The following is a 9,373-nucleotide window of genomic DNA, read 5'->3' as shown; positions in this document are numbered from 1 at the left end:
GGGGGAGGGCAGTGCTAGAATGGGGGCCACGGATGCGGCCATCGCGCCCTCGCCCAGGACGAGGTCGAGAACCGGCTTCAGATCGAGGTAGCGGTAGTGGAGGTAGCGAGCTTGCGGCTCGGCGCCCGCCGCGTGGAGCGCCTCGACGAAGGTCTCGAAAGCCAAGGCCGAATAGCCGGTGCGCTCCGCCGCCGGGGACTTCAGCTCGGCGGCGTAGAGCCGGGTGGCGGTGCGCACGTGCCTGTTGAGGCGCGGGTAGAAAACGAGGATGTGCGCCCGCGAGGTGTGCCCGTGCCGAACAGTGAGGTCCGCCAGGAGATGCAGCCGCCAGAACTGCTCCAACATGACGGTGCGCAGCGTAGGGGCGTCGGGGTCGCGATGAAGGGCCGCCTCCCGGCTGGCCTCGTCGTAGCGGGCGCGGCGCCGGGCCGGGGGACCCTGGCAGGCCTCGGTGTACTTCATCTCGACGAATAGCGTCGCCGGCTCGCCGTCGGGCGTGATGACGGTGATAGCTACGTCGAAGGCCGTGCCGTCGCCAAGGTAGCGCGGATCGGCCCGGTCTCGGGAGGGCGATGTTTCAAACCGCATGCTCGTGACCCCGTGGACGAAGTCGGGCAGCAAGCGGCTGAACACCCGGCTGGCGAGATCGAGGTCGAGTGCGAGGGGTACGAAGGCGTTGTGCAATAGGGGCTCGGAGGAGAGCATGTTGCGGAAGAGCCGATCAACGTTCACGCAGGCGCCTTCCTCGCGCAGGGAGAGCGAGCGGCGGGTAAAGGCGTAGACCTCCGGACTGATGAAGTTGAGCCCGCGGGCCGCGTCGGCCGGGGTCAGCATGGACCCGAGCGGATTGGGAGGCAGGGCGCTGGTGCCGCCTGGTCTATGAAGGCCTGGTTCCAGACTGAGATCCTGCCGCAGGAGGGCCTGCCGGAGCCTGGAGGCGGCGCGGTACCGGGTGTCGCCGGGGATGAAGCAGGCGTGCTGGCGGAGAAGCGCCTCGGGAATGAGGGGGGCCCGATCCAGCTTAAACGGATCAGCCGGGGTGTCGAAGTCGCTGGGTTGGCAGGGGATCGTCCGGTTCATGAAGCCTCACGCTGCGGAAGGTGGCAGCTGGAGCTTCAGGGATGGGCAGCGGAAGTTGCTGGACGGAGGGCTTAATTCTCGCTGGTGCGCCGAGCGTCGGGACGGGGCCGGGACGGCAGACCGGCGGCTGGGTTTGGGCTCGGACAGTCAGGGTCGTGGCGGAGGGTAGGTGGCGGAGGGGAAGCTCTCGTCTCCCTTCTGTATAAAGGAATCTGACCACCCCGTTCCCAGATGAAAGTTCGCTCACACCCAGATCGTTCTGTGCCAAGCTTCGAATCAGGTCTTACCCGACATCCGGGCATCGACCATTGGGGGGCGAGATGCCGAGACGGTACTGGGCGATGCGGACCTCGCGGGACAGCGAGAGCCACCGCCGCTTCATCCTCAGCGAGCTTTTGGCAGGACGGCTGCGGCAGGGCTGGGGCTACTTGCCGGAGCAGGATCTCCGGCTGATCAGGGATCGTCATGCCGACCCGGCGATCGGGTACGCTGGGCTGACCGACGACGAGAAGTGGGCCTGGGGCCACTGGCGCATGTCCGGTGGCGTGGCGACACCACCCAGCGCCTCGTTCCAAGTCGACGATATCGTCCTCATACCCAATGTGCCCGGAGATGGCAGCTTCTCGCTGTGCCGCGTTGCGGGCCCCTACACCTACGACATCCCGACGGCCGTTGGTGATCTCGGCCACGTCCGTCAGGTCGAGAACCTGACGAAGGCGGGTGTTGCCTACACTTCCGAATTGGTATCGGCGCCCTTGCGCCGATCGCTGAGCTGTCGATCCCGCCTCTGGAATCTCGACGAGCATCGGGAGTGCCTGGAGGGGATCCTTGCCGCCATCGCGGCAGGCGGGCAGGTCGACGGCGTGATGCGGGCAACGAACCATCTGGAGCGGGCCCAGCGGGCAACGGCCGGCGCCGTTGAGACGAGCCTCGCTGGGCTCACCGCCGCGATCACCGAGCCGCTCCGGGCAGTCCTGAAGTCGGCAGAGTGGGAGCCGGTCCTGAAATCAGCCCTGGTACCCCTGCTGCGGGATGTCGACGTCATCCACACCGGAGGAGCCGGCGAGCAGGGCGCCGACATCGAGATTCACATACCCAACCCGTTCCTGCCCGACGCACCGTGGATCGTGGCGGTGCAGCTGAAGGACTACGTCGGCGAGATCCCCGGCTACGTCGCCGATCAAATCGAGCAGGCGATCACGGCACGCCTCGATGGCGGCCGGCAGGGCGGGATCCTCGTCTCCGTCATACTGGCCTCGACGTCCGCCGGGCCAAGCGAGGACCTGACCCAACGTCTCACGGACCTGCAGACGAAATACCGCCTGCAGGTGGCCTGTGTGCACGGCCCAGACCTGATGAGGGTGCTGGCCCGAGGGATGCTTTCTCGCATGCGCTGATCGGCGGATTGCCGAATCGGACGGTCGCTGGAAATTCGGGGCTATCAGCGAGAGGAGCGCGCAGCGAACCGGACAATGGTGAGAGTGTCGGCGCGTTGTCCGCTGTGGATAAGGGCTGGCCGCATGTATTCCCCCATCATTAACCCGCAGATCATTTTCGATTGCCACACGGAGCGTTGCAGCAGTGGTGTCCGGGGCGTCCGTGCCTTTCCTCGATCGCTACGAACGGACATCAACTTGGAATGAAGCCACCGTCGTTTCCGACTGTGCCATTAAGCCATGCCGCTTGCCGCCGCGGATGCCGACTGCGCGTCCACGATGAACCGAGCACGATGGAGAAGCTCGTCGAAGGTCAGAATCTCGGGCTGGTGCAGATTCCGCCGGAACGCCTCGAAGCATCTGAACTTCTGGATGTTCGGTCCGGCATTCGTCCGGAACTCGGAGAGTTGACCGACGACGAGGAAGGCGCGCGGCTGGACGTTGAAAAGGTCTTCGCCGGTTGGATCGCCCAGAGAGTCGACGGGGCGCAGGCGCTCGCCGAGCTTCTCGCCGGCGGACCGCACGGTCTCGTGCGATTGCGCGACGCCACCTGCCAGCTCCTCTGAGGCCGACCAGACGCCAGGACGATAGGGGGATGGACGGACCAGCGGCGTGTCGTGTCGCTTCACTTCTACGAAGGCGAGCGAGCTCAGATGCGCATGAGTCTTGAGGAGACCATCCGCTCTCTTGCCCGGACCGGCCACGTCAAAACCGGCGACCACCTGTTCGAGCTTTCTATCGTCGAGACCCGTCATGAAGGCGTACGCGAGGCCATGGCCGAAGATCCAGGGGTTTCGCTCGAAAAACGTCTGCCAAAGAGCCTCGTCCCGCTTGCCCGTCCTTGCCTTCTCTTCCGCGAAGAATGCCTGATCCCCAAGCAACCTCTCGAAAAGGGACAGTTCCTGCTTCCGGTAAGCTAGAGCGATGATGTCCTGCTGCGTGACTTCATGAGTGGCGACGTCAATCACGAGGTCTTTGCGTGCTGAGACCAGGCGTCTAGCTTGCTCCGGCGTCAGGCTGACCTGCATCAGGTCGCGGTGACGAATAACCCGCTTCTCCGGTCCATCGAGATGGACGGTCTTGATCCGCTCAACGAAGTCGAGAAGGCGTGTGATGTCAGCGCCCGTGAAGGAAAAGTGAGTCTTGTCGTAGGGATGCCCGTCATCGACGCTCCATTGCTGCAGAGTCAACGTCTTGATAGCTCGATCATCCTCCGTCAGCGTTGCCTTGATCTCGAAGCGCTTAGCAGCCGTCCGCCGAATGATAGCCTCGTCCTTGAGGGAGGCGAAATGGTCGTCGTGTGTTCCCTGGACGATTTCGCTGATGATGCGGGTGTCGTTGACGTTGCCGAACCTCTTGCTCACATAGAGGCGGTCCGGCTGCTTCGCCGCGAAGTACTGACCGTCGTCTCCCACGCTGCCCTCCGTATGCGAGAACGTCTCGGGTCTTGTAGCCGAGGAACAGTCTCGGTTCCGACCTACTTCATCGTAGGATCGAACGTTTCTGTGCGCTGAGCTTTACAGAACTAGGATTTATTCGCGATCGCTGACCCTCGCCGCGATGGATAGCGCAGTGCTAACGGAACACCTCCCGATCTCCCGTCAAATAGGATTATAAGCCAGTATCGAAGCGGTCTACGACCGGTGCGGCTTCAATCGCAAAGCTCTAAGCCCCAACGATCGAGTGATGCGCTCCGGACATTGAGTCTGATACAAGTGAGCGAATTTCGATCTTCGCTTGCCGTAGGCGCATGCATGCTCAAGTTTTTCAAGAAGAGGTGCCTCCTGATGTGAGGGGGGAGGCCGAAAAAGCCTATATAGGTGGGCAGGGACTGTATCTCGTGTCCACCCCCGGTCCGGGACGGCGCTCTGCATCACCTAGGCAGAGGTCACCGATGACAAACTTTCCTAATTATATTTCCCCTTACGACATTACTTCGGCGCGCTCGGTCGCTGCCGCTTCGTGGGGTAACGAGCCAAATCCAGCCGGCTCAACGGCGGTCGAACATATCCCTGTCCTGAACGCAGGCCTCCCCCTGATGAAGGGACAGGCGCGGCCGGTCCTGCTGAACTTGCAGATTGCCGAGATCGAAGTGCTGGCCTCGCCTCTGGACCGGGCGCAGGCGCTGACGTGGTCCGAGCTCGACCTGACGGATGAACGCACCCGTGCCCTGATCCGGTCGGTGCAGTGCCCCGAGGCGGGCGAGCTGGGCGTCGCTCTGAAGCGGCTGCTAGATCCGGTGAAGAAGCCGACCCCGCGGCCCCAGCGGAAGCCCGCCGTGAAGCCTATCCCAGAGGCGGTGCGTCGGGAAACCAGGGGGAACCTGTTCGAGATGCTGGCCAACGAGATGACGGCCTCTGCGGCGACGGAGACGGATGCCGAGGCTGTCGGCGCAGAGGAGGTCGGCGTGCCGTCAGGCGCTGAGGCTCCGGCACCTGAGATGAAGGTCCCGGCAGTCTCTCCTGCGATGGAAGCTGCGTCGACTGAGCCGGACCCTGATGCGGATCATCGTGTGGTGATGCCGTCGGCACCTGAGGCCGGGGCGCGATCGATGAATCGGGGTGCGCGACTGCCGGCTCCTTTTGCCGAGCCGGCTCCGTCGCGCTGATACGCACCGATCGATGAAAGCGGGCTGGCGCTGCGTGCGCCGGTCCCAGACCAATGCTGATGTTCAGGGAAATCACGATGTCCATACGCTACGAGACGAACGAACCCGACCGCTACGCCTTCCTTGCCTCCATCGCCGATCCCGAGGACCGGGCCCGCTGGCGTCGGGAATTCGCCATGCTGGAGGAGGACGAGGATGGAAAGATCGCCTTCGCGCCGTCCGCTGGGTTGGGGCCTGAGGCCGCTCTGAACCGGGCGATCCTCGGCCATACGCTGGAGGACTACCTCCACCACACCCTGCAGGACGCGGAGACCGTGGCCGAGACCCTGCGGGAGGCGGAGCTCGACTGGGTGGAGGAGGCCCGGGCGGCCCGGTTCCTGACGCGGGGTGAGGTCCAGGGGGTGTACGACGCCGCCGCCTGCCTCGGCCAGGTGTACGGGCTCACCTGCAACGCCTTCATCACCATCGCCTACCAGACGCTGGGCCTCGACGAGCCGGACGCCGAGACGAAGCTCCTGACCGACTTCCTGCAGGAGGCGGGCGGGCAGATGGAGCGATGGGGCTACCCGTTCCACGCGATCTACGTGCACGAGCATAGCCAGGAACGGGGCCGGCACACCCATGTGCTGGCGACGGTCGACGTGCGGGTGAAGGCCCGGTTCGTCCGCTGGGCCCGGGACGGGAAGAAGTCGTTCTTCTGGCGGCATTGCCGCGTCGCCACGCCTGCGGCGGTGGACATCGTGGTGAAGGGGACGCGCACGCCGACGACGAAGGCGCTCTGGCAGTACGACCGGGTCATGTACATGACGAAGGGGCTGGACCCGACCGTCACGGACCGGGACATGGAGACGGGGCAGCTGACCCCGCTCTACCTGCTGCTCGGGCTGAAGGAAAAGTGGCAGGACCGGCCGGCTGGCGTGATTCCATATCTTCGCCGGACGGGGACGACGCAGGGGATCGGGTACCGGGCCCGGCAGCGCCTAACGAAGGCTGGGATGCCCCTGCTGTCACCCTTTACGGACAAGGCGTGGCGGACCCTGCGCCTCGATCACCCCGGCTTCGGCTGGGAACTGGCGGAGCATGCGGCGCGGCTTGACGAGGACGCCTATCGGGCTCGGATGCTCTCGGTGAACGAAAACGATGAAGATGCCCGCTCGGCCCTGCGGGATGCCGAGGACGAAGTGGGACCGCTGCGGCAAGAGGACTGGTTGGCCGTTATCCGGCAGGTGCGCGAGGAGCGCCGAGCGGCGCTGATGAAGCGACATCCCTACGAGTGGGCGCGGCCCTGGACCGGGTGGTGGTACACCCAGGGCCGCGGGTTGCAGCTCTGGGGCGGAAAGTCGGCGCGGGAGGGGCTCGCCCGGCTCGGTCTCGACTGGACGAAGCCCCGGCGGTGCCTGACGGAGGTGTTCGGCGTCTGACCCGGACACCGGCAGATGCGGACGAATTGGCTATCGGGGGCATTCAAACCGGAAACGGGAGGGGTGCCCCTGTCCGGAAAGTGCTGCGTCTGCAGGGGCATGGAGGGGGCGGTGTCTGGCCCTGCGTTCTGCCGCCTGGCCCCGGGCCCGCTCGCCCGTTGCGGCGGACCATCTCGATAGAGATGGTCGTTCGGTCTGCTCGACTGATCCCCGTTCTCTGCCACTCTCGAACCCTGGTGGATGCTTGAGGAGGCCGTCTTGCGGAGCAAGGCTTCGCCGGTGCGGCGGCGAAGCCCGACCGATCCGGGAGGGATCGGGGTTCACGAACCCCGGAGCCACGCCGTCGTCAGCCGTCAGATCGGGGGTGCAACCTTTTGACAGGCAGGCCGGGGTTGGGCTGTCGGCCTTTACGCACCGCTTCCCGCCCGGAGGCGGCCAGCGCGGACGGACCCCGCATCACCCGATCCGTACTGGGCGAGGTCGTCCAAGAGGTCAGGGGCGACCCTTTCCTCCATCCTGCGGATGCGCCGGGTTGGAACCCGTTGCCTCCGCTTGCTGCCGATGCCCTTCGGTCTTTGCGATCCGGCGATCCCCGCCCCGCCTTCTCGGCGGTGGAGGCTCGGAGCCCGTCATGGGCTGGCTATGCCCGTCGAATCGTCATCGCATCCCGAACAGCGAGGCCCGCTGGAGGGAGAAACGAAGAGTTCCGACGTGCCCGGATATGGCGGCATCTGCTCCGCTTCCTCATCGGCGGAGCGGGCATTCGGGAGCCAGGGGTAGAGGGATCCCTGGCCTTCAGACTTCGTGCCGATCAGGGGGCGGTCGGTCCGGCGACGTGGAGGTCCGTCAGATCCACCCCGATGTCGATGCGTGCGATTCCCTCGGCGAGCTGCTTGAGCGTCGAGCCCTTCGTGTACCGGGCGGTCTCGCCGGCCGTGGTGTGGCCCGTCAGATGATCCTTCACGCTATCGGCGACGCCGGCCTGATGCAGTAGGGTCGTGGCCGTATGCCGGAACGAGTGGAAGTCGAGGCCGGGCCGGCGCAACTTCACTTGGCCCCGATAGTAGGTGAAGCGCTTGGTGAAGGCGTGACCGAGCCGATTATCCGCCCCACCGGGTTTGAGGTCGGGGAACAGCCGGGCGTTCTGGGCGCGGCGCTGCTCCTCGACGCGCAGGAGAAGGCCCAGACGAACGAGTTCGGGGTGGATCGGCACCCGGCGCACGGCGGCCTGGTTCTTCAGCATGCGCGGGGACCGCTTGTTGATGTCGAAGAACCAGATGCCGTCCTCGCACTGGATGTCCTCGACGTGGAGCTGACAGATCTCCTCCTGGCGGAGACCGGAGAACACCGCGATGAGGGGAAGCCAGAAGGCCTCGTCGCGCAGGATCAGGGAGCCGGCCGTCGAGCGCCGCTCCAGCGACTTGCACCCGGTCCAGACCGGGGTGGCGAACAGGCGCTTCAGGTCATCGCGGGACCACATCTCACGCTGGTCGACCGCGAGCTTCGCGCCGGTGAAGCGGAAGCCCTCGAAGATGTTCTGGGCGACCTCGCCCTCGGGGAGGGTCGTGGCCCAGAGCGCCGAGAGCGCAGAGAAGTGTCGCTGGACCGTGCGCTGGCTGATGACGGTCTTTTGCCTGGCCGGCGGCAGGGCGGCGTACGTGTCGATGATCGCCTGTACGCTCAGATTCTTGAACACCGGCGACTTGCCGTAGTCGTTCGGCAGGCGTTCGATCCGATCCCGGAACAGCGCCGCATCCTTGCGGGTGTAGGCGGGGAGCGGCTTGTCCCCGCACACGTCGACGAAGAGGCGGTAGGTGCTCCGGGCCTGGAACGCGGTCTGCGCATCCCAGGCCTTGCGAGCGGCCTGCTTCAGCCGGAAGGTCTCGCCGACCTCCGACATGAGGGGACCGGTGAAGGCCGGCTCCGGGGCCGGGGTCGTCTCGGCCGGCGCCTGCACGGGCTGCAACTCCGCGAGCTTCGCCGTCAGGAGCTTGTCCGTGGGTTCGTAGTTGAAGTCGCCCGCGTACCGGGCCTTGAGCGCCTCGGCGACGTTGATGCCGGCCCGAAGCATCGCCTGCTTCGCCTGGGCGAAGTCCGCCGGCTGAAGATCGTCGAGCGGGATCTTGCGTTTGCTGAGGAGGCTCAGGGTGACGAGCCTGGCATCGTCGAGCCTGTTGCAGCGCAGGGACTCCCGGGTGTCGCGGGCGAGGCGGTCGTAGTAGGCGCCGCGCCGCTCGCACATCTCCGCGGTCATGGGCCTGCCGGTGAGCCGGTGCCTGTTCTCCTGTTCGAGAATGGTCGCATAGAAGTCTTGGACCAGGCGGGCGAGATCGTCGGGCGTGAACATCGGGTCGGCCACCGGCGCGGTGAGGATGCGCTCGGAGGCGAGGTATAGCTGAGCCGCGCGCAGGCGGGCAGTCCTCGGATCGGACGTGCCGAGCGAGCGCAGGAATTCGCGGCGTCCGATGAGGAGGCGAAGGTGCGCCGGGACGACCCTCCGAAAATGAAAGGTCCGGCCCCGAAGGACGACATGCCCGATCTCACCCACGCTGTCCCCGGCCGCCCGGGGGCGGACTTTGTAGCAGCGGTTTGTAGCAACAGGCCCGAACCGCGGGGCGGTTCACGGGAAAGCGGGGGCCTGACAGGGACTTGGGAGAGCTTTGGCTGGGGCGCCAGGATTCGAACCTGGGAATGGCGGTACCAAAAACCGCTGCCTTACCACTTGGCGACGCCCCACCAGAGGACGGCGCTGTCTAGACGCGGATGCGCGGACAGGCAACTGGTTTGCGTAGGCGGCGGCGGTCGGTGGAGCAGGGCGCGATGGGCGG

General features: G+C 65.8%; 6 protein-coding genes and 1 tRNA gene. 3 read left to right on the top strand and 4 right to left on the bottom strand.

All coding sequences use genetic code 11. From position 1 onward, the window contains the following. Positions 1-1,080 (bottom strand): hypothetical protein (locus FV226_RS25920; RefSeq protein ID WP_147765185.1); only part of this gene is annotated, 1,080 nt, incomplete at its 3' end. A 341-nt stretch (positions 1,081-1,421) separates the two neighbouring features. Here FV226_RS25920 and FV226_RS25915 point away from each other — a divergent pair. Continuing rightward, positions 1,422-2,477 carry a hypothetical protein gene (locus FV226_RS25915; protein ID WP_147765184.1) on the top strand — a complete coding sequence of 352 codons (1,056 nt, stop codon included), beginning with the start codon at positions 1,422-1,424 and terminating at the stop codon, positions 2,475-2,477. 272 nt (positions 2,478-2,749) lie between these two features. Here the strand turns inward: FV226_RS25915 and FV226_RS25910 are convergent, their stop codons facing one another. Continuing rightward, positions 2,750-3,931: a Shedu immune nuclease family protein gene (locus FV226_RS25910; RefSeq protein WP_147765183.1), complete on the bottom strand. Its 1,182-nt coding sequence runs from the start codon at positions 3,929-3,931 to the stop codon at positions 2,750-2,752. A gap of 623 nt (positions 3,932-4,554) precedes the next feature. On the opposite strand from FV226_RS25910, the gene FV226_RS25905 reads away from it, so the two are divergent. Together FV226_RS25905 and FV226_RS25900 are read left to right on the top strand one after the other, a co-directional pair. Further along, entirely contained in the window at positions 4,555-5,124 is a 570-nt protein-coding gene (locus FV226_RS25905; protein WP_147765182.1) for a hypothetical protein, read from the top strand. Between the two features lie 77 nt (positions 5,125-5,201). Next, complete coding sequence (locus FV226_RS25900) at positions 5,202-6,545, top strand: hypothetical protein (RefSeq protein WP_147765181.1); 1,344 nt, start codon at positions 5,202-5,204, stop codon at positions 6,543-6,545. An 811-nt stretch (positions 6,546-7,356) separates the two neighbouring features. Here the strand turns inward: FV226_RS25900 and FV226_RS25895 are convergent. Beyond that, entirely contained in the window at positions 7,357-9,093 is a 1,737-nt protein-coding gene (locus FV226_RS25895; RefSeq protein ID WP_147765180.1) for a site-specific integrase, read from the bottom strand. Positions 9,094-9,206: 113 nt separating this feature from the next. Then, positions 9,207-9,281, bottom strand: a tRNA-Gln gene (locus FV226_RS25890). Positions 9,282-9,373 lie beyond the last annotated feature (92 nt).

Origin of the sequence: Methylobacterium sp. WL12 (assembly GCF_008039475.1) — a bacterium.
GTDB classification, from domain to species: Bacteria; Pseudomonadota; Alphaproteobacteria; order Rhizobiales; family Beijerinckiaceae; genus Methylobacterium; species Methylobacterium cerastii.
The sequence above is the reverse complement of the archived record's forward strand: the minus strand, read 5'-3'. Positions and strand labels throughout refer to the sequence as shown.

Coding starts and splice junctions, on each gene's coding strand:
- FV226_RS25915 (WP_147765184.1), top strand. CDS start 1,422: ATGCGGACCTCGCGGGACAGCGAGAGCCACCGCCGCTTCATCCTCAGC.
- FV226_RS25905 (WP_147765182.1), top strand. CDS start 4,555: ATGAAGGGACAGGCGCGGCCGGTCCTGCTGAACTTGCAGATTGCCGAG.
- FV226_RS25900 (WP_147765181.1), top strand. CDS start 5,202: ATGTCCATACGCTACGAGACGAACGAACCCGACCGCTACGCCTTCCTT.